This is a genomic window from Vibrio neptunius (assembly GCA_019339365.1).
GTDB lineage: Bacteria > Pseudomonadota > Gammaproteobacteria > Enterobacterales > Vibrionaceae > Vibrio > Vibrio neptunius.
On record CP079859.1, the window covers coordinates 1,542,796 to 1,564,598 of the forward strand.

The 21,803-nt window shown below is 45.9% G+C and carries 12 protein-coding genes and 4 pseudogenes; 7 read left to right on the plus strand and 9 right to left on the minus strand.

What is annotated here, in order from left to right; all coding sequences use genetic code 11:
* Positions 1-24 precede the first annotated feature (24 nt).
* Positions 25-815: pseudogene (gene elyC, locus KW548_07470) on the minus strand (envelope biogenesis factor ElyC).
* A gap of 114 nt (positions 816-929) precedes the next feature.
* Here elyC and cmoM point away from each other — a divergent pair.
* From cmoM to mukB, 4 genes and pseudogenes are all read left to right on the plus strand, one after another.
* Entirely contained in the window at positions 930-1,721 is a 792-nt protein-coding gene (gene cmoM, locus KW548_07475) for a tRNA uridine 5-oxyacetic acid(34) methyltransferase CmoM (protein ID QXX07787.1), read from the plus strand.
* A gap of 2 nt (positions 1,722-1,723) precedes the next feature.
* Positions 1,724-3,061, plus strand: a complete 1,338-nt coding sequence (gene mukF, locus KW548_07480) for a chromosome partition protein MukF (GenBank protein ID QXX07788.1) — start codon at positions 1,724-1,726, stop codon at positions 3,059-3,061.
* Positions 3,042-3,770, plus strand: coding sequence for a chromosome partition protein MukE (mukE, locus tag KW548_07485; protein QXX07789.1), 729 nt, complete (start codon positions 3,042-3,044; stop codon positions 3,768-3,770). The genes mukF and mukE overlap by 20 nt, the downstream gene beginning before the upstream one ends.
* Positions 3,767-8,228 (plus strand): annotated as a pseudogene (gene mukB, locus KW548_07490) (chromosome partition protein MukB). The gene mukE and the pseudogene mukB overlap by 4 nt, the downstream one beginning before the upstream one ends.
* A 127-nt stretch (positions 8,229-8,355) precedes the next feature.
* On the opposite strand, the gene KW548_07495 reads toward mukB, so the two are convergent.
* From KW548_07495 to KW548_07520, 6 genes and pseudogenes are all read right to left on the minus strand, one after another.
* Complete coding sequence (locus KW548_07495; protein QXX07790.1) at positions 8,356-9,345, minus strand: alpha-L-glutamate ligase-like protein; 990 nt, start codon at positions 9,343-9,345, stop codon at positions 8,356-8,358.
* Between the two features lie 3 nt (positions 9,346-9,348).
* Positions 9,349-10,854 carry an inactive transglutaminase family protein gene (locus KW548_07500; GenBank protein ID QXX07791.1) on the minus strand — a complete coding sequence of 502 codons (1,506 nt, stop codon included), beginning with the start codon at positions 10,852-10,854 and terminating at the stop codon, positions 9,349-9,351.
* An 8-nt stretch (positions 10,855-10,862) separates the two neighbouring features.
* Entirely contained in the window at positions 10,863-11,609 is a 747-nt protein-coding gene (locus KW548_07505) for an ATP-dependent zinc protease (protein ID QXX07792.1), read from the minus strand.
* A 221-nt stretch (positions 11,610-11,830) separates the two neighbouring features.
* Positions 11,831-12,805, minus strand: coding sequence for a tRNA 5-methoxyuridine(34)/uridine 5-oxyacetic acid(34) synthase CmoB (gene cmoB, locus KW548_07510; GenBank protein ID QXX07793.1), 975 nt, complete (start codon positions 12,803-12,805; stop codon positions 11,831-11,833).
* Between the two features lie 173 nt (positions 12,806-12,978).
* On the minus strand, positions 12,979-13,716 hold the full coding sequence (cmoA, locus tag KW548_07515) for a carboxy-S-adenosyl-L-methionine synthase CmoA (GenBank protein ID QXX07794.1): 738 nt from the start codon (positions 13,714-13,716) through the stop codon (positions 12,979-12,981).
* Between the two features lie 92 nt (positions 13,717-13,808).
* Positions 13,809-14,674: pseudogene (locus KW548_07520) on the minus strand (DUF72 domain-containing protein).
* 275 nt (positions 14,675-14,949) lie between these two features.
* On the opposite strand from KW548_07520, the gene aspS reads away from it, so the two are divergent.
* On the plus strand, positions 14,950-16,725 hold the full coding sequence (aspS, locus tag KW548_07525; GenBank protein ID QXX07795.1) for an aspartate--tRNA ligase: 1,776 nt from the start codon (positions 14,950-14,952) through the stop codon (positions 16,723-16,725).
* 747 nt (positions 16,726-17,472) lie between these two features.
* Here aspS and KW548_07530 read toward each other — a convergent pair.
* Positions 17,473-18,166: pseudogene (locus KW548_07530) on the minus strand (pseudouridine synthase).
* A gap of 302 nt (positions 18,167-18,468) precedes the next feature.
* Here KW548_07530 and KW548_07535 point away from each other — a divergent pair.
* Positions 18,469-20,694, plus strand: coding sequence for an NADP-dependent isocitrate dehydrogenase (locus KW548_07535; protein QXX07796.1), 2,226 nt, complete (start codon positions 18,469-18,471; stop codon positions 20,692-20,694).
* A 96-nt stretch (positions 20,695-20,790) separates the two neighbouring features.
* Here the strand turns inward: KW548_07535 and cspD are convergent, their stop codons facing one another.
* Entirely contained in the window at positions 20,791-21,012 is a 222-nt protein-coding gene (cspD, locus tag KW548_07540; GenBank protein QXX07797.1) for a cold shock domain-containing protein CspD, read from the minus strand.
* Between the two features lie 464 nt (positions 21,013-21,476).
* Here cspD and clpS point away from each other — a divergent pair, with 464 nt between their 5' ends.
* On the plus strand, positions 21,477-21,797 hold the full coding sequence (gene clpS / locus KW548_07545; GenBank protein QXX07798.1) for an ATP-dependent Clp protease adapter ClpS: 321 nt from the start codon (positions 21,477-21,479) through the stop codon (positions 21,795-21,797).
* The last annotated feature ends 6 nt before the right edge of the window (positions 21,798-21,803 follow it).

Consider the following 21,803-nt stretch of genomic DNA (forward strand, 5'->3'; position numbering starts at 1 on the left):
GAGGTATATCCTCGGTATTTTTTATTAAACATCGTTATCGGATGGCTCTTCGTAATTTGTTGCCCAGTCACGAAGTGACTGCCAGATCCGTCCCAGCGTCTCATGCCAATAGCGTTCAGTTTGTTCGAGATACACGGCTTTAGGTGCGTATTTTGCCCAAGCTTGGGTTACCTTGTTGTGAGCCAGATAGTTGGTTGGAGCTGGGTAAGGTTTAAGACCAGCAGAATGAAATTCGTGCAGAGCCCGTTTCATATGACTGGCGGACGTGACGACGACCAGGTTGTCACGTTTAACCACTGGCACCGCTTGTCTTGCTTCCTCCCAAGTATCTTTGGCTGACTCCAGCAACAAAATATCTGGTTTTGAAACGCCGAGCGCTAGGGCAACTTTTGCCATCATGCGAGCGTTGCTCACTTCAGAACCTCCAGAGTATCCAGATAGAATCAGTTTAGAACCAGGATACATGCGCATAATACGAATGCCCTCCGCTAGGCGCATCAAGCCAGTACGGCTGAGTTCAGAGGTTGGTGGGATTTTATCATCCACTACATGGCCACTTCCTAACACCATTACGTAATCGATCTTCCCATCGATTGGGAAAAGGCGGAATACTGCCTTTCAAGCGGCATCAGAAGACGAGACGAAACGGGTTGGAACGAAATGAGAAAAATGCCAATGAAAGAGAATAGAACAACAAAACAGCCTGTTTTTTGCTTCCTTGTAAACATAATCAGCATCAGGCCTAAAAAACCGATGATCAGCAATGCTGGCAAGGGCATTAAAAGGGATGAAACTACTTTTTTCAGCTCAAACATACATAAATAGTCCGAAAAAACACCAATTGATTTTAATTTAAGAGAATCCCTCTTTATATCTGCCTTTCTTATGACAGAATAGCAGCACGATTCGACATAATAACCTAAGCTGCCGTGACTGAAGACCGCAATTTCGACGATATTGCCCACAAATTTGCAAAAAACATCTACGGCTCCGATAAAGGAGAGATACGCCAAGTTATTGTTTGGGAAGAACTTGAACAACTACTTGGTGCGATTAATGGTAGCAGGAAAAGCCTCAACGTGCTGGATGCTGGTGGCGGTTTAGCACAAATGTCGCAAAAGCTGGCTAAACTCGGACATCGCATTGCTTTATGTGATCTATCTTTGGAAATGCTGCAACTAGCCGAGCAGGATATTGAAAAAAACGGTTTGCTTGAGCAGTATCGGCTGATTCATTCGCCAGTACAGAAGATTGCAGAGCATCTGAAACAGCCTGTCGATGTTGTGATGTTTCATGCTGTAATGGAATGGTTGGTGGACCCCAAATCCGCTCTTGAAACATTACTTGAGCAGGTTAAACCAGGTGGTGCTGCGTCCGTTATGTTCTACAACCATCATGGTCTGGTATACAAGAATGTGGTATGTGGCAATATTCCTCATGTGTTAGAGGGAATGCCGCATCGAAAACGATTTAAGTTGCAGCCGCAAAAAGGGCTTAAACCAGAAGAAGTCTACAAGTGGATCGAAGACGCTGGTTTTGAGATCGGTGGCAAAGCTGGTATTCGCTGTTTCAGTGATTATATCGGCAACAGGGAATACATGGGCGACTATAAGACAGAAGATGTAGTGGCGCTTGAGCGACAGTTTTGTCGACAAGAGCCTTACCTCTCGCTAGGCCGTTACATACATGTATGGGCCAAAAAGAAAGAAGAACAGGAATAATAATGAGTGAGATGACTCTCAACGCTGCTGAGCAACCAATCGATGAATTGGTTGGCTGGGTTAAGCAGCACGATTTCTCATTAAACCTGCCGACTGAACGTCTCGCATTTCTCATCGCTATTGCAGTGCTTAGCAATGAGAGGTTTGATGAAGAATTGGGTGAAGGTGAATTGCACGACGCATTTACTATCGTCACTCGATTATTTGAGGATACCGGAGAAGCGTCTGCTTTTCGGGCTAACAATGCAATTAATGAGATGGTGAAGCAGAGGCTGATTAGCCGCTTCACCAGTGAAGTGAATGATGGCGCAAGTATTTATCGCTTGTCGCCGCTCGCGATTGGGATTACGGACTATTATGTTCGCCATCGTGAGTTTTCTAAGTTACGCCTCTCTATCCAGTTGTCGATGGTGGCGGATGAAATGGCGAAGGCGATTGAATCTGCTCAGCAAGGCGGAACGCCGGGCCACTGGAAAAAGAACGTTTATGGTGTGCTCAAATATTCCGTGGGTGAGATATTCGATCAAATTGATCTCAACCAACGTGTGATGGATGAGCAGCAACAATCCGTTAAAGTGCAGATTGCTGAGCTCCTGAATAAAGATTGGCGTGAAGCGATCAACAACTGTGAAGAGTTGTTATCTGAAACGTCTAGCACCTTGCGCGAGCTGCAAGATACATTACAAGCAGCCAGTGATGAGCTACAAACTCAAATCCTTGATATTCAAGAAACTGTTTACGGACAAGATGACCTTGAGTTTATTGAGGAGGCCTTGTTTGGCTTACAGATGAAATTAGATCGCATCACAAGCTGGGGTCAACAAGCGATTGATTTATGGATTGGTTACGACAGGCACGTCCATAAATTTATCCGCACCGCCATTGACATGGATAAGAACCGTGCCTTTAGCACGCGTTTGCGTCAGTCAGTCAAAGATTACTTCGACACACCTTGGTATCTGACTTATGCCGATGCAGAAAGGTTAGTCGATCTCCGCGATGAAGCGCTGGTGCTTCGAGATGATGAAGTGACTGGTCAAGTGCCACTGGAAGTGGAGTATGAAGAATTCCAACAAGTGAATGATGAGCTTTCTGAGCGCATAGGTGACATGCTCAAAGTGCATAAAGAGCAGGGTACCGCTATCCATCTTGGAACCGTATTACGCGACTATTTATCACAGCATCCGCGCACTCATCATTTCGATTTAGCCCGTATCGTCATTGATCAAGCCGTACGTCTGGGTTACTCCGAATCGGACTATCAAGCGATTCAACCAGATTGGCAGGCAATTAACGAATACGGAGCAAAGGTACAAGCAAATGTCATTGACCGATACTAATGATTACATGTCAGAGAATCTGGCAAAAGCGATTTCAAACCCACTTTTCCCGGCGCTAGACAGTATGCTTCGTGCTGGACGCCATATCTCTAGCGAAGACCTCGACAATCATGCGCTACTGTCTGACTTTGAAGTTGAGCTGTCTTCATTTTACCAACGCTACAACACTGAACTGGTGAAAGCACCAGAAGGCTTCTTTTACCTTCGCCCTCGTTCTACTTCCTTGATTAATCGCAGTGTGCTGTCTGAGCTCGATATGCTGGTGGGCAAGGTCTTGTGTTTCCTTTACCTAAGCCCAGAGCGTTTAGCGCATGAGGGAATCTTTACCAATCAAGAACTGTATGAAGAGCTGCTGGCTTTATCCGATGAGAAAAAGCTGATGAAGCTGGTGACTAACCGCGCGACTGGTTCAGATTTAGATAAAGAAAAACTGTTTGAAAAGGTCCGCACTTCTCTGCGCCGTTTACGCCGCCTGGGGATGATCATCAATATTGGTGAAACCGGTAAATTCAGTATCAGTGAATCAGTATTCCGCTTTGGTGCTGATGTGCGTGTCGGAGACGACATGCGCGAAGCGCAGTTGCGCTTGATCCGTGATGGTGAAGCTGTGGTGCATACCAAAGAACCAAGCCAAGGCAGCTTGTTGACAGAATCAGAACAAGGTGATGAGTCATCTCAATCAGAAAAATTAGAAGAAGGTGAAGCATGATTGAAAGAGGTAAATATCAATCGCTGACCATGGTCAACTGGAACGGCTTCTTTGCGCGTACTTTTGACATTGATGGCTTAGTTACCACGTTATCAGGAGGTAATGGGGCAGGTAAATCAACCACAATGGCGGCATTTATTACAGCCTTGATACCTGACCAAACGCTACTGCATTTCCGAAATACAACTGAAGCGGGCAGTAGCCAGTCTTCACGTGACAAAGGCCTTTACGGTAAATTGCAACCAGGTGCCTGTTATGCGGCACTGGATGTGGTGAACTCACGCAATCAACGCTTACTGTTTGCGGTGAAGCTGCAGCAAGTCGCGGGTCGTGATAAGAAAGTGGATATCAAACCGTTCGTGATTCAAGGGCTGCCAAGCAGTGTGAAGCCGACGGATATTCTGATTGAAAGTGTTTCTGCGACTCAAGCGCGTGTTCGTCAGATCAACGAAATCAAAGAGTCAGTCGCGCAACATGAAGGTGTGCAACTTAAGACTTTCAATTCCATCGTCGATTACCACGCGCAAATGTTTGAGTTTGGCGTGATTCCTAAGAAATTGCGTAACTCCAGTGACCGTTCTAAGTTCTATCGCTTAATTGAAGCGTCTCTGTACGGTGGTATTTCGAGTGCGATTACCCGCTCATTGCGCGATTATCTACTGCCTCAAAATGGTGGTGTTAAGAAAGCATTCCAGGACATGGAGTCGGCGTTGCGTGAAAACCGCATGACGCTTGAAGCGATTAAAACCACTCAAGCAGATCGAGATCTGTTTAAACATCTGATCACTGAATCGACCAATTACGTGGCGGCTGACTACATGCGCCATGCCAATGATCGTCGTAATAAGCTTGAGCAGACTCTGTCTCTGCGCTCTGAATTGTTTGGCTCGCGCGAAACACTGGTTGAGCAAAATAGCTTGCTTAATCGTGTTCAGGAAGAGCTTGAATTGCTGGTGGAATCCGAATCGGCTCTAGAGCAGGACTACCAAGCGGCTTCCGACCACTTACAGCTTGTGCAGAATGCATTGCGTCAGCAGGAAAAGATCGAGCGCTACCAAGAAGATCTTGAAGAGCTCAGCGAACGACTTGAAGAACAGATGATGGTCGTTGAAGAAGCGCAAGAACGTGTTCTCATGATGGAAGAGCAAGCGACAGTTGCGGAAGAAGAGGTAGACAGCCTAAAGACTCAGTTAGCTGATTATCAGCAAGCGTTGGACGTTCAGCAAACCCGCGCACTTCAATACCAACAGGCAGTTCAAGCGCTAGAGAAAGCCAAAACCTTGCTGGAAGATGATGACCTTACTGCCGAACGCGCGCACTCGTTGGTCTCTGAGCTGAAAAATCAGGAATCAGAAAGCACGGCGGCTTTGCTGTCGGTGAAACACAAACTGGATATGTCTTCAGCCGCCGTTGAGCAGTTTGAGACGGCGCTTACTTTGGTTCGTAAGATTGCTGGCGATTCAGTGGAGCGTAAAAATGCCGCTGAAGTTGCAAAGCAGTCGATTCGTCAAACGCGAGATGCCGAGCAAATTGCACAAAATGAACAACAATGGCGAGCACAGCACAGAGATCTCAGAGCGTAATCTCAATCAACAGCGTCAGGCTCGTGAGTTAGTCGACGCGTATCAGAAGCAACATCGTGCTGAGCTCGTTGATGAGTTAACCTTTGAGCAGGAACGTGAACGCCACGCTATGCAGGTCGAATCGCTTGAGATAGCTCAGGAAGAGGTACGCGAGCAACGCAGCGAACAGCGTCGCTTAGAGCAGGATTCTGCTAGCGAAATCAAAAAGCTTGAAGCCATTGCGCCAACTTGGATTGCTGCTCACAACGCACTGGAAATGCTCAAAGAGCAAAGCGGTGCTGATCTGTATGACAGCCAAGCGGTTATGTCTCACATGCAAGCAGTACTTGAGCAAGAAAAGCAACAGTCACTGGCGAAAGAAAAGCTCGCTGAGCGCCGTGCTCACTTAGAGAATGAAATTGAGCGGTTAGCGTCACCGGGCGGCTCCAATGACCCTCGTTTGAAAGGCTTAGCTGACACATTAGGTGGTGTGTTGCTGTCAGAGATTTATGACGATATCACCATCGGCGATGCGCCTTATTTCAGTGCGATGTACGGCCCTTCTCGTCATGCGATTGTGGTGTCTGACTTAACGGGTATTGAAGAAAAGCTGGTTGAGCTGGACGATTGCCCTGAAGACCTTTACATCATTGAAGGTGATATTGACGCCTTTGATGACAGCTCATTTGATGCCGAAGAGTTAGAAGGGGCGGTTTGTGTTCGCATGAACGATCGCCAGATGCGTTACTCACGTTTCCCAGAAATTCCTCTGTTTGGTCGTGCCGCGCGTGAACAACGTTTAGAGTTGCTGCGTGATGAACGTGAAGAAGTTGTTGAACAGCATGCGAAAGCGGCGTTTGATTCACAAAAACTGCAGCGTCTGTATCAGGCATTCAACAACTTCGTTGCCAAGCACATTCAGGTTGCTTTTGAAGCGGATCCGGAGCAATCGCTGACAGTGGCTCGCGAGAAGCGCAATCAAGTGTCACGAGTATTGGCAGAGTTGGATGCCAAAGAGCAGCAGCAACGTTCTCAATTGTTAGCGAGTAAGCAGGCGTTGTCCTCACTGGATAAATTAGCACCAATGATGGCGCTGATTGAAGATGACTCATTGACATTGCGCTTCGAAGAGCTTGAAGAGAAAATCGCTCAGTTGTCTGAAGCGAAAGCATTTTTGAGCAGCCACGGGAAAACAGTCGTTGAACTGGAAAAAATCGCCTCAGCGCTTGAAGCCGACCCTGAACAATTTGATGCACTAGAAGCCGAATATCAGGCATCGGATGTTCAGTTACAAGAACTTAAGAAGCAGATCTTTGCGTTGTCTGACTTGGTGGAGCGTCGCCATTACTTTGCTTATTCTGACTCCGTTGACTTACTCAACAAGAGTAGCGAGCTAAGTGAACAGCTTAAAGGCAAGCTTGTTGAAGCAGAGAGGCAGCGTACGCGTTCGCGTGACGAGCTGAAGCAATCTCAAGGTCAGATGAACCAGTACAACCAGGTTTTGGCATCGCTGAAGAGTTCTCATCAGGCTAAGCAGGAAACGGTGCAAGAATTCAAGCAAGAGCTGCAAGAGTTTGGTGTAACGGCTGATGAAGGCGCACAAGAGCGAGCCATGCGTCGTCGAGATGAACTGCAGGAACGTCTGCATACGTCACGCAGTCGTAAGAGTGAATACGAGCGTACCATCACCTCGACTGAGCTAGAAATGAAAGGCCTAGCAAAGCGTCTTAAGAAGGTTCAGAAAGAGTACATTGAACTGCGCACCTTTGTGGTTGCAGCCAAAGCTGGCTGGTGCTCTGTACTACGGTTAGCACGTGAAAACGATGTCGAACGCCGTTTGCATAAACGTGAGCTCGCCTATATGTCAGCGGATGAACTGCGTTCGATGTCGGATAAATCGTTGGGAGCGTTGCGTCTGGCGGTGGCAGACAATGATGACTTGCGTGATGCCCTGCGTTTGTCAGAAGACAATGCACGTCCTGAGCGTAAGGTATTGTTCTATATCGCAGTGTACCAGCATCTGCGTGAACGCATTCGCCAAGATATCATCCATACTGATGACCCAGTTGAGGCCATTGAAGAGATGGAAGTGGAGCTGGCGCGATTGACCGAAGAACTGACGCAACGTGAAAATCGCCTCGCGATCAGTTCTGAATCTGTCGCTAGCATCATCAAGAAAACCATTCAGCGTGAGCAAAACCGCATCCGCATGCTAAACCAAGGCTTGTCGAACATTGCCTTTGGTCAGGTAAAAGGTGTTCGCTTGAATGTGAAGATTCGTGAAAGCCACGACATTTTGCTTCATGGTTTAGCTTCGCAGCAAGAGCAGCACAAAGACCTGTTTGAGACCTCTCGCTACACCTTCTCAGAAGCGATGGCGAAATTGTTCCAGCGCGTTAACCCACATATTGATATGGGACAACGTAGTCCTCAAGTCCTGGGTGAGGAGCTGCTGGACTACCGCAACTACCTAGAGCTGAGTGTTGAGGTCTGCCGTGGCTCAGATGGTTGGCTCCAAGCGGAATCTGGTGCGTTGTCTACGGGTGAAGCGATTGGTACTGGTCAGTCGATTCTTCTGATGGTGGTTCAGAGCTGGGAAGAAGAATCTCGCCGTCTACGTAGTAAAGACATTGTTCCTTGTCGACTGCTGTTCCTCGATGAGGCTGCGCGTTTGGATGCTAAGTCGATTTCGACTCTGTTTGAGCTATGTGACCGTCTGGACATGCAGTTGTTGATTGCGGCACCAGAAAACATCAGCCCAGAGAAGGGCACCACTTACAAGCTCGTACGTAAAGTATTTAAAGACCATGAGCATGTTCATGTGGTTGGTCTAAGAGGCTTTGGACAAGCGGATCAAGATAAGTCGGAAGCTCAAGAACTGATTGAAGAGCTATAAAGACAAGCTGATAGAAAATACCCGCTGAGTTAGCGGGTATTTTTTTGTTTAGCATCAGTGTCTTGATGCGTAACCGGACATGCTTTCAGTACCTGCGTCATGTCGTGGTTTTTGAATCATCGAAAGCTCAGCCCGTCACCTCTTTGGCAAATATACCAAACTGCTTGGCGGCATAAGCGACACGTTCGGCAGGTTTGGGGTACTCCATCCCTAAGCCCAAACCTTCGATGTGATGAAGCCTAGGTAACAAGCCTGCTCCATTCGCTATTTGGATGGCTAATCCCGGACGAGCATTGAGCTCTAGGACCATTGGCCCTTCTTCTTTGTCGAGTACCATGTCAGTACCCATATAACCCAGACCTGTCATTTCCCATGCACTTGAAGCCAATGTGAGTAAGCGCTTCCAGTGGGGTACTTGTAAAGTAGCGAGTTCTTTCCCCGTATCGGGGTGGTGTGTAATAGGTTGGTCGAATTGGACAGCTCTTACTGCGCGACCTGTCGCGATATCAATACCGACACCGACTGCACCTTGGTGTAAATTTGCTTTACCATCAGAGGCGGCGGTGGAGCAACGCATCATTGCCATAACAGGGTAGCCTTTGAAAACAATAATACGTACATCTGGTACACCTTCATAACTGAACCCGTCGAAGCAGCTATCAAACTTGATCAGATTTTCAACAACCGCGACATCGTTCTTCCCCCCTAGTGAAAAAAGACCCGCTAGTGCGTTACTAATGTGGCGTTCGACGTCTTCTTGGTTGATCGTCGTGCCTGAGGGCTTGGTATAGGTACCATCCTTGTGAGAGGTGATAACCAATATACCTTTACCACCACTGCCTTGGGCAGGTTTAATAACGAAACCTGGCCACTCTTTCACCATTTTATGAATGGTTTTGACTTCAACCTGGCTACTGATCACACCAATGAGTTTCGGTGTGGTTGCTCCATGTTGCTGAGCAATAATCTTGGTTTTGAGCTTGTCATCCACCAGTGGATATTTAGAGCGATCATTGTAACGGCCAATGTAGCTGTGGTTACGTTGATTCATACCCATAATGCCTTTATGACGAAGCTTATCTGGCGATGTAAATTGCGAAGTTAAACGTGTGAGCATCGTTTAGTCCTCCGCTAGTGGCTTAAAGCGACGTAATTCAGTTAGGCGATAACCGGTATAAGTCCCAAGGAGTAGTATGCCGGCGAGAACAATCAACTGAAGGCCAATAAAGTTGAAGGTCAGATGTTGAATGTAAGTGCTGGTCATTGCTAGGTAAACCAGCACGGCAGTCGCCAATGAGCCACCACCCTGTAACACCACCTCTTTAGCGCCTTCTTCCTCCCATAGAATCGACATCCGCTCGATGGTCCAAGAAAGGATGATCATTGGGAAGAAGGTAATTGATAAACCTTCGGTCAAACCAATCTTAAACGCCACAACAGTGAAAACGGAGATGATCATAATGACCGTGATAATCACGGCAGAAATTCTAGCAACCAGAAGTAAGTTGAGCCTTGACAGATAGCTCCGAATTACCAGCCCTGTGCCAACAATCAGCAAGAAGCCGACGATACCTGTTAGGAGTTGAGTTTGAACAAATGCAACGGCAATCAAAACAGGCATGAATGTACCTGAGGTTTTCAAACCAATGATGACACGCAGGAAAACCACGATAAGCGCACCGATTGGGATCAGCATGATGGTTTTAAACATCGCTTGCTCTTCAAGTGGCAAACTATGAATAGAGAAGTTAAGCAGACCATCTGCCTCTACTTTGTCCAGTGTGGCCTGTTTTGGTGAGACTTCCTGAGCGATCATCGAGAAGTGAACTTGGCTGTTTTGACCGCCGATGATATCAAGTAGTGATACATTGGACTCGTCCCAAATTAGGATGTTATCAGCGATCACTTTATTCGTATTTTCAGGGTTGAATAGTTTCCACGCTTTGCCGTCCCAAACCTGATTCATTTGCTGGATAGTCTGACGTCGACGACCATCCTCTAGCTCAACAACACCGACAACTTTACTCGGTATTTCTGCATATGCGAGGATCTTATCAACCGCCTCCACTTTTGACATCTTGTTCAGAATGAGTGCTGAGTTCTGACTGTCCGAGTCGTTGAGGATTTTAATCAGTTCGCGAGCAAATGTGATGTCATCAGCAGAGCGTTTGTTAGCGCGTTCAATTAACGAAACTGCAGCGGCTTCTGTCGGACCGTCAAAAGTAGGCGGTGTGATGTCTTTGTTCGGTGCTTTCGATTCTACTTTTGCTTGTGGGTCGACGAGGAATTGGGCTTTATAGTAGATGGTTTGCGGACCAACAGCGTGGCGAACAGACCACTCAGCACGACGACCAGTGTCAGTCTTAACGTATGACACTCCGTAGCCTGGTGACGATGATGACTCACTGATCCGTGTGAATCCATTTTGAGTTTGAGGGGCGGCCAATGACGCCTTAACAGGTTTGGCTTGGGCATTGAACTCAATACGAGCTTCAATATCCCAAACCTGACGGGTTTCCCCTGGAGTCCATGGAACGCCGTAAGTCTGATGTCTAAACAGGCTTAAAGCGATGCCTGCAATAATCAGCAGGACGACCGATATGTAAAAAGGGACTTTAGACGTCATAAGCTACCTTATTGTTTTTGTTCAACTTCCTTTTGGACGTACTTCTTGCTTACATCCACCACTGCGATATCACGGATAAATTCACGACCTAGTAACACAGGATGGGTCATCTGTGAGCGATCTGCCAAAGTGAACTGTGTTTTTTCGTGAATCGTGCCTAATCTTACCCATAATTCGACAACCGCTCTGCGTTCCGTCTCAGCATTTGTCGATTGGCGTATTTTTACAAAACGTATAATCGGAGCTTCAATCCAATTTGTATCATCCAATGGCGTGACGCCATCGGACAAATGGAAGCGCACCCAGTTTTTGCCGTTACGTTCAAATTGTTCAATATCAACAGCATTGAGTGAAGAAGTGGCGGCTCCAGTATCAATTCGACTGTCAAATGTCTGCTTGATGGAATCAATACTGACTTTCTCTATTTCACCCAATACCAACTCTTGCGAAGGTGTAGAAGCAAGCTTTACAGGAACGGGCGTGACGATAGGCTCACGGTTTCTTTTCACTTCTGCCATGGCTTCCGTTTTAAATTTGAACAGTTCTTTGTCTAACAAATCGACTTTAGTTTGTAGGCTTTCAATGTGTTCGGCTTGATTGCTGACTTTTTGCTCCAAAAAGGAAAGTTTTTGAGTGAGGTTGGTTTCTGAAGATTGGATAGCTGCAAGGGTTTCTTGATGATACTGCTCACTGTTGGTGAGGGTGCAGCCAGAGAGTAGGGCAATCGAAATGACCGGAGTCAATTTGGTAAACATTGAAAATCCTGAATTAGATTAAGTTGTTTATACATTGAGAGTTTAAATCATCCCTCACTTCGCTCACAAGACACATTACCTGTCTAAGACTTATTGAGTCATGATTAGTGATGCACTGCAAAATATAGGATGCACGGAGCATCCTAAATTTTAGAGCCTTTTAAGGTTCAGATTAAGTATTTGAAGGACCTAAAAAGTTAAGAGTCTGTCAATAATTAGTCTTAATTAGGTTTTTTCGCGACGAGAACCGCACGACGTGGGGCAGGGTGCCCTTCAATCGTTTTACTCGGGTCGTTCGGATCGAGATAATCAGGCAGAGAATTGTGAGTCATCCATTCGGTTGTGCGCTGTTCACCGATAGAGGTGATATTCTCATCAACAATGCGCACGTCCTCGAAGCCGACTTGCTCGAGCCACACTTTGAGGGCTTTGGCTGAAGGAAAAAAGTACACATTACGCATCTGAGCGTATCGATCTACAGGAACCAGAACGGAGGTTTCATCACCCTCAATGACCAATGTTTCCAATACAAGCTCGCCCCCCGCGACAAGCTGGTCTTTAAGTTGAATCAAGTGGTCGAGTGGAGAGCGGCGATGGTATAGCACGCCCATGCTAAACACCGTATCGAAGGCTTCAAGCTTTGGCAGTTGCTCAATACCCAGAGGTAACAGGTGTGCGCGTTGGTTATCGCCCATGAGTTTGCGTACTGCTTCAAACTGAATTAGGAACAAATGGGATGGGTCTATACCGACACACAATCGCGCGCCTTCACCCAGCATGCGCCACATGTGGTAGCCGTTGCCACAACCTACATCTAGTACACTGCGATTTTTCAGAGGTGATATATGTGGCAGAACACGATCCCACTTCCAATCGCTGCGCCACTCTGTATCAATATGGATACCGTGTAGATGGTATGGGCCTTTACGCCAAGGGTGGAATGTACGAAGCAGGTTTTCTAGCTTTTTAAGCTCACCAGTATGAAATGGTGTATCGTTCGCAATAGTGACTGAGTTTTTTAAATCAACCTGATCAGGTGAACCTTCAGGGATTTTATGCAGCGCTTTTAGCCAGCGACCAAAATCACCATGTTCTGCATTTTGCCACTCGGTTAGTTGTTGAGGCAAAACATTCAGCCACGGTTGAAGGCGTGTATCTGTGGCAATTAACTGATAAAAATTGGCAAAGTTAAACATAGTTTTTCACTGATTTTGTGGTGTAACAGTCAAGTTTGTCATTCCCGACAGTGAGGGACAAACGTGATAGGACATCTCGGCTTTTATCGTTTTTGATAAGAGATCCCCAACTCGCTCGTTCCTCGCTCTTGAGGATGACGTCATAAATGGGAGCAAGCTGTGTTTGCTTCTCGCTATTTTATCGCGAACATCGAGCCGAAGTTAAAGCATTGGAACCAAACGTCAAAACTACTGAAGCCAATTTCAGCAAAGCGCTCTTTGTGCTCTTTTTTTGAATCTGGGCGCATTACATTTTCTATCGCGCTGCGTTTTTGACTGATTTCTAATTCGCTATAACCGTTGGCACGCTTAAAGTCATGATGAAGATCGATAAGCAATTCATTAGACACTTGATCTTCGAACACATATTTTTCTGACAGGATTAAAATGCCACCCGGACGGAGACCCGCATAGATTCTCTCTAGCAAAGTGTATCTATCTTGAGGTGACAAAAATTGCAGCGTGAAATTGAGTACTACGACAGAAGCGTTTTGGATTTCAATATTACGAATGTCTGCTTCAACGACTTCTACAGGTGTGTCGCTGCGGTAAGCATTAAGGTGCAGTTTGCAACGCTCAACCATAGCGGATGAGTTATCGACGGCAATGATTTTGCAGCCTTCCTGCTGTATATGACGACGCATGGACAATGTAGCCGCACCGAGCGAACAACCAAGATCGTAAATGTTTGAATGTGGTTTAACGAACCTTTCGGCCAACATGCCGATGGCAGAGATGATATTGCTGTATCCAGGAACAGAACGCTGAATCATATCAGGAAAAACTTCTGCGACACGTTCATCAAACGTGAAATCCCCTATTTTATCGATAGGAGCGGAAAACATCGTATCTGGATTGCTCTTAGGGTTCATAATCGATTCTCTGACCAGTTTCGCATTGGTATCAAAAAGGCGCGTATTTTATGAGAAAATCGCGCCCGTGTCATGTCTTGAGGCTACTCTACTCAGAACATTTGTAACTGGGAATTGCCATCGTTTGCTGGAAATGCTGATAAGTCAGGCAATTGAGCACGGTTTTGCAGCATTTTATACAAATTGCTCGCAAGTTCTGGCGCAATAATATTGTCGGCAGTATGAATCATTACATAAGGTCGTTTCCCTTCTGCTATCCACTCTGGCAGTTTTTTCAGCCAAGGGGTGAAAAAAGCATAGTTTTCAGACTCTGTTGGATGGCCGATAAAGCGAATCATAGGGTGTGACGCTGTGGCGATAGCATGTACTGGCACTTTTGGCTTTTTTTGCTGTGCGTCCACGATGGCTTCATTGTCTGGCTTCGCAGCAAACACAGGCCGACTATCCATGATGATCCGGTCGTAGCCTTTCTCATGCAACCACTGATTCAATTGACGCTCTTCCTCACCTTTGGCGAAAAAGCCGGGTGTCGAACTTCAACACCAATAGGAAAGTTGGGGGGGAACAAATCGCAGAATCTTTGCAGATCATTTAAGTGCTCAGGGCCAAAAGCCGCTGGTAACTGAATAGTCCACTGCCCTATGCGATCATGCAAAGGTGCCATGATTTGCATGAACTCATTGAGTGGCCCTTGACTGCCTCTCAACATTTGTTGATGGGTTATCGCTTTGGGCAGCTTAAAAGTGAACTTGAAATCATCGTGCGTTGCAGAACGCCAGTTCTGTACGGTTGACACACTTGGTGTGGCGTAAAATGTCGTGTTTCCCTCGACGGTATGAAAAACCTGAGCGTACTTTTGTAACCTTTCGGCGGGTTTAGTACCACTGCCATAAAAGCTTTGTTGCCAGTTGTTGTGAGACCACATGGTGAGGCCAAGTCGGAGAGGTAATTCGTTCATGTCTAACAGTCTTTGCCTATCTTGCCAGATACTTTACGAGAGTTTTGAAGAGAGTGATACTTTCGATCTATAATCAGCGCCAATTTTTTCTGATTGATGTGGTTTTGCTGTTTTATTGTGCTAAAAAGCATCAAAACCAGATAAACAGCAATAAATTGTATTCTGAATAGTCGATTTTGAATGACTTTCAGCGTATAAATGGATCTTTGCGCTATCAGCTAAGAAAACGCTGATATCAAGTAATTAACAAATTTAGAGAGATTGGGAAATTCATTATGCGTACCCATTACTGTGGTCACCTGAACAAGTCCCTTGCAGGACAAACTGTAGAACTTTGCGGCTGGGTTAACCGTCGTCGTGATTTAGGCGGTCTTATTTTTATCGATATGCGAGATCGTGAAGGCGTCGTTCAGGTAGTTGTTGATCCAGATATGGCAGATGCGTATGAAGTAGCTAACACACTTCGTAATGAATTCTGTATCAAACTAACGGGTGAAGTTCGTGTTCGTCCAGACAGCCAAGTAAACAAAGATATGGCAACGGGTGAAGTTGAGATCATCGCCAAAGGTCTTGAAATCATCAACCGTGCAGACGTTCTGCCACTCGACTTCAACCAGAAGAACTCTGAGGAGCAGCGTCTAAAGTATCGTTATCTAGATCTTCGTCGCCCTGAAATGAGCGACCGCATTAAGCTACGTGCTAAGGCGTCTAGCTTTGTTCGTCGTTTCTTAGATGACAATGGTTTCCTAGACATTGAAACGCCAGTGCTCACTAAAGCGACGCCAGAAGGCGCACGTGATTACTTAGTACCAAGCCGCGTTCACAAAGGTTCGTTCTACGCGCTTCCTCAGTCTCCACAGCTATTCAAACAGCTGCTAATGATGTCTGGTTTTGACCGTTACTACCAAATCGTTAAGTGTTTCCGTGATGAAGACTTACGTGCTGACCGTCAACCAGAGTTCACTCAGATCGATATCGAAACGTCTTTCATGACGGCTGATGAAGTTCGCGCAACGACCGAGAAAATGGTTCGCGATATGTGGCAAGAGCTACTCAACGTAGACCTAGGGCAATTTCCAGTGATGCCTTTCTCCGAAGCGATTCGTCGTTTCGGTAGCGATAAGCCAGACCTACGTAATCCACTAGAGCTAGTAGACGTTGCTGATCTAGTGAAAGACGTTGAGTTCAAAGTCTTCTCAGGCCCTGCAAACGATGATAAAGGTCGTGTTGCAGTGATTCGCGTACCAGGTGGCGCTTCTCTAACTCGCAAGCAGATTGATGGTTACGGTGAGTTCGTAGGTATCTATGGTGCGAAAGGTCTAGCTTGGATGAAGGTTAACGACCGCGCAGCTGGCATGGAAGGTATCCAGTCTCCTGTGGCTAAATTCCTAAGTGAAGATGTTATCAACGGCATTCTAGATCGCACTCAAGCTGAGTCAGGCGACATCATTCTATTTGGCGCAGATAAAGCAAACACAGTTGCGGAAGCAATGGGTGCGCTACGTCTGAAACTAGGTAAAGATCCAGAGCTAACAGACGAAAACGCATGGGCACCGCTATGGGTTGTTGACTTCCCAATGTTCGAAGAAGATGACGAAGGCAACCTGCATGCAATGCACCACCCATTCACATCACCTCTAGACGTGAATGCAGAAGAGCTAAAAGCAAACCCAGCGGCAGCTAACTCAAACGCATACGACATGGTCCTAAACGGCTATGAAGTTGGTGGTGGTTCAGTTCGTATCCACAATGCAGAGATGCAAGCAGCCGTATTTGATATCTTAGGTATCGATGCAGAAGAGCAGCAGCTTAAGTTTGGTTTCCTATTGGATGCACTTAAGTTTGGTACGCCTCCTCACGCAGGTCTAGCATTCGGTCTTGACCGTCTAGTGATGCTGCTATGTGGTACAGAGAACATCCGTGACGTTATCGCGTTCCCTAAAACAACAGCAGCGGCATGTCTACTAACTGACGCACCAAGTGTTGCTAATCCAGCGGCGCTTGAAGAGCTAGCGATTGCAGTGAAACTAGCAGAGAAGAAAGAAGACTAATTCTTTGTTCTAGCGAATAGCTAATTAAAAACGGCGCTTCAATTGAAGCGCCGTTTTTTGTTTTGTTAGGTAAGCAGGCGTGTCATTCCATAGAGAGACGCAGGAACGAGTAGGGAATCTCTACAGGTTTTCGATTCGCTTCAACAGATCCCCAACTCATTCGTCCCTCATTCTTGAGGATGACAGTTGGTTGTTATCTATCATTCATGAGGATGACAGTTGATTGTTATCTGTCATTCCATAGAGAGACGCAGGAACGAGTAGGGAATCTCTAAAGGTTTTCGATTCGCTTCAACAGATCCCCAACTCATTCGTCCCTCATTCTTGAGGATGACAGCTGGTTGTTATCTATCATTCATGAGGATGACAGTTGATTGTTATCTGTCATTCCATAGAGAGACGCAGGAACGAGTAGGGAATCTCTACAGGTTTTCGATTCGCTTCAACAGATCCCCAACTCATTCGTCCCTCATTCTTGAGGATGACAGTTGATTGTTATCTGTCATTCATGAGGATGACAGTTGGTTGTTATCTGTCATTCATGAGGATGACAGTTGATTGTTATCTGTCATTCCATAGAGAGACGCAGGAGCGAGTAGGGAATCTCTACAGGTTTTCGATTCGCTTCAACAGATCCCCAACTCATTCGTCCCTCATTCTTGAGGATGACAGTTGGTTGTTATCTGTCATTCATGAGGATGACAGCAACAAAAAGGGCTTACTAAGTGCCAATCCTGCAAGTTGTCTCTAATACTCTATCTCTTTCCACTCACCTGGCTGCAATTCACCCAGCTTAATATCGCCTATTGAATATCGAATGAGACGTAGGGTTGGGAAGCCAATATTAGCCGTCATACGACGAACCTGACGGTTTCTTCCTTCGATAATGGTGATGGCCAGCCAAGTGGTTGGAATATTGGCCCTAAAGCGAACAGGAGGGCTGCGTTCCCATACTCTGGGCTCTGCCATCACTTCAACTTTTGCGGGTAGAGTCATGCCATCTTTAAGCTCAACACCCGTCCTCAACTTATCGAGATCAGACTCTGACGGTGCTCCGTCAACTTGCACCCAATACGTTTTCGGTGACTTAGATTTTGGCTGAGTCAACTTAGCCTGCAATATGCCATCATTAGTCAGTACCATTAGCCCTTCGCTATCTCTGTCTAATCTCCCGGCCGCATAGACATCTTTCACTGGGATAAAATCAGCCAGTGTTTTTCGGCCTTCACCATCCGTGAATTGGCTCAATGTATCAAAGGGCTTATTGAACACGATAACTTTGCGATTTTCAGGCGCTAATCTAGGCTTATTACTCGTTGGCTTTTTTTCGGTTTCTTGACGAATGTGGTTTGGTTTTATGCGCTGCTGGGGAGTGTTTAAAACCAGATTGACGTCTACGTGAAGAGGGCGAAGAAGACTCACGGTGTGAGCGTGGTGACATGTTAACTACCTTGCAAAAATGTAAACGAAGTGTGGGCGAAAATTTTCAAAATCATCCGTTTTAGGCTATGATGTGCGCGCCCGAAAACAGGATTGGTGCACAAGATAATAGACTATTCTTCCGATTTTGTTTAATTATAAAAGTACAGTTCTCACGGATCTTACGCTTAAGCAAACGTAAGGAAAAAACAAAAGAGACAATAAATCGCAAACAAGTGAGGGGATGACAATTCAACTTGTTGGCGGACACACAACCCAAAGCCGTTCATCCGACGGGCTTTGTTAGAACAATAGGGAAATTTCATGCCTACAGAAAAACCTACCATTATTTATACCATCACTGATGAAGCTCCTGCACTAGCAACGTATTCACTGCTACCAATCATTCAGTCGTTCACAGCTTCATCTGGTATTGATGTTGATACTCGTGATATCTCTCTTGCTGGGCGTATTATTGCAAACTTCCCAGAGCATTTGACTGAAGAACAACGCATTGGTGACGCACTGGCTGAGCTAGGTGAGCTAGCAAAAACACCTGAAGCTAACATCATCAAACTTCCAAACATTTCTGCTTCTATCCCACAGCTTAAAGCAGCAATCAAAGAACTTCAGGACAAGGGCTACAATCTGCCTAACTACCCTGAAGAGCCAAGCACGTATGAAGAAGAAGCTATTAAAGCGACTTACGACAAAATCAAAGGTAGTGCAGTAAACCCTGTACTACGTGAAGGTAACTCAGACCGTCGTGCGCCACTGTCGGTTAAGAACTACGCGAAGAAAAACCCTCATTCAATGGGTGCGTGGTCAAAAGATTCTAAGTCTCATGTATCAAGCATGTCTGGTAACGATTTCTTTGGTAGCGAAAAGTCTCACACGGTAGAAGGTGCGACCGAGGTTAAGATCGAATTCACTGCGGCTGACGGTGCGGTTAAAGAGCTTAAAGCACCATTCGCTCTTCAAGACCAAGAAATCATAGATTGTTCAGTAATGAACAAAAAAGCATTAGTAGAATTCTTTGAAAAAGAAATTGCTGATGCGAAACAGCAAGATGTTCTTCTATCGCTTCACATGAAAGCGACCATGATGAAAGTGTCTGACCCAGTGATCTTCGGTCACGCAGTTAAAGTTTACTACAAAGATGTGTTTGCGAAATACGGTGACGTATTTGATCAACTGGGCGTAGATGTGAACAATGGTATTGGCGATGTTTACGCTAAGATTACCACTCTACCAGCTGCTCAAAAAGAAGAAATCGAAGCTGCGTTGCAAGCGGTTTACGAAACTCAACCACCGCTAGCGATGGTTGATTCAGATCGTGGTATCACTAACCTTCACGTGCCAAGCGACATCATCGTTGATGCTTCTATGCCTGCAATGCTGCGTTCTTCTGGCCAAATGTGGGGTCCAGATGGTAAGCAGAAAGACACCAAAGCGATGATTCCTGATCGTAGCTACGCAAGCATCTATCAAGCGGTTATCGATTTCTGTAAAGAAAACGGTGCGTTTGACCCAACGACAATGGGTAGCGTGCCAAACGTAGGCCTAATGGCTCAGAAAGCGGAAGAGTACGGTTCTCACGATAAAACGTTCATTCTTGACCAAGCGGGCACAATCCGCGTTGTTGACGCTGCTGGTGCAGTGCTACTAGAGCAAGCGGTTGAGGAAGGCGATATCTTCCGTATGTGTCAGGTGAAAGACGCTCCGATTCAAGACTGGGTGAAACTGGCGGTAACACGTGCTCGCGCAACAGGTGTACCAGCAGTGTTCTGGTTAGATGAGAATCGTGCACACGACGCTCAGCTGATCAAGAAGGTGAACGCTTACCTGCCTAACCACGATACATCAGGTCTAGAAATCAAGATCCTAGCACCACTAGATGCATGTAAGTTCTCTCTAGAGCGCATCAAAGAAGGTCAGGATACTATTTCTGTAACAGGTAACGTACTGCGTGATTACCTAACGGATTTATTCCCGATTCTAGAGCTTGGTACGTCAGCTAAAATGCTTTCAATTGTGCCACTAATGAATGGCGGTGGTCTGTTTGAAACTGGAGCTGGTGGTTCGGCACCTAAGCACGTTCAACAGGTCGAGAAAGAGAACCACCTACGTTGGGACTCTCTGGGCGAATTCCTCGCACTAGCGGCCTCTCTAGAGCACCTAAGCACAGTGACTGGCAATGCTAAAGCTCAGGTATTGGCTGATGCACTAGATAAAGCAACAGGTGAATTCTTGGATAACAACAAGTCACCTTCGCGTAAAGTCGGCGAGTTAGACAACCGTGGTAGCCATTACTATCTAGCAACCTACTGGGCGCAAGCGCTAGCAGCTCAAACTACTGATGCAGACCTAGCCGCAGAGTTTGCACCTGTTGCTGAAGCGCTATCTTCAAAAGAAGACGCTATCGTTGCTGAGCTTAACGGTGCGCAGGGCGTGGCAGGTGAACTGGGTGGTTACTACGCACCTGAGTTTGACAAAGCAGCCCCTCTGATGCGTCCAAGCGCAACATTGAACGCTATTATCAATGACTAATGAGTCATTTTAAAATTGAAAAACCCGCCAAATGGCGGGTTTTTTATTTTTTCTGTTACGGCACCTAAGGTGCCGAGATAGGTTTTGGCAGCGTATTTATTTAATGGCTTGAGCTTCTACTGGTATCACAGAGCTTGCGTGATACCCTTTCGGACCTTGTTCCACTTCAAATGTGACTTGTTGGCCTGCTTTCAGAGTACGATACCCATCCATTTTGATTGTGGAGTAATGCGCAAACACATCACCGTCTTCACCTTCCGGACAGATAAAACCAAATCCTTTGGCGTTGTTAAACCATTTTACTGTACCTGTAGCCATGCTATACATCCCTCATGCATATTGTTACTGAAGTTGTGTGATTACACGTTTATTCCGTGTGTAAACAAAAAGTGAATATCCATTCAGCCGCTGCCAAATTTTGAGTCACTATTTGACCAATGTAGCCAATGGTTGAGTACAGTCAATAGAAAAAACGTATCACACTCAACATATTTGCAAACAAATCACTTTTAAGATTTACATTTTTGCAACGAATTTCAGCTGAATCCGGTCTGTTGTATTTAAGCGCTGAATGGTTTTTGGTGTCTTTTTAATCAATTAGATAGAGAATGCGGTTTGATAGAAATCTTTTATTTGCAGCGATACAATTGCTGCATTAGTCTCTAAGTAAGGGCACAAATTTGCTTGGCTCAATTTGTTCTTACTTATAAGAGCTAAATCGATAACTTCCGCGTAGTGAAGTGGTAAAATTATCTTAAGCAACTTTCTAAACACGATGAGTCATGAGCAAGCAATTTGAATGGGTCACTCCAGACTCTGATTTACTGGAGCTAGAAAAAACAAAAGTAAAGCCGCCGTCCATGTATAACGTTGTTTTGAATAACGACGATTACACACCAATGGACTTTGTGATTGAAATCCTAGAGCGTTTTTTCTCTATGGATATAGACAAGGCAACACAAGTGATGCTCAAAGTGCATTACGAAGGCAAAGCGATATGTGGCACATTTACTGCCGAAGTCGCCGAAACCAAAGTAGCGCAAGTGACAATGTATTCTCAAGAAAACGAGCATCCTTTGCTTTGTACAATGGAGCAAGCGTAAAGCTGA